At 35.9% G+C, this 329-nt stretch carries 1 pseudogene; it reads left to right on the top strand.

Annotated elements, in window-relative coordinates:
* Positions 1 to 329 (top strand): annotated as a pseudogene (locus GNY06_RS00800) (IS481 family transposase); the annotation flags it as partial.

The raw sequence follows: 329 nt of genomic DNA, 5'->3' as shown, positions 1-329 counted from the left end.
CTGGATATTTAGGAGCTCAAGACTCTTATTACGTAGGCAATATCAAAGGAGTTGGACATATTTATCAACAAACTTTTATTGACACGTATTCCAAAGTAGTATTAGCAAAACTATATGACCGTAAACATGCTCTTATTGCTGATGACATTCTTAATGATCAGGTAGTCCCTTTCTTTGAGCAGCAGGAACTTCGTTTAATCAGAATTTTAACAGTCAGAGCAACGGAATACTGTGGAATAAGAGAACAGCATGAATATAATCTTTATTTAGCCATTGAAGATAGTGATCACACAAAGACCAAGGCTAAAAGTCCTCAGACCAATGGCATT

This window comes from Elizabethkingia argenteiflava (genome assembly GCF_009904105.1).
Lineage (GTDB): Bacteria > Bacteroidota > Bacteroidia > Flavobacteriales > Weeksellaceae > Elizabethkingia > Elizabethkingia argenteiflava.
This window is presented reverse-complemented; position numbering and strand designations above follow the sequence as displayed.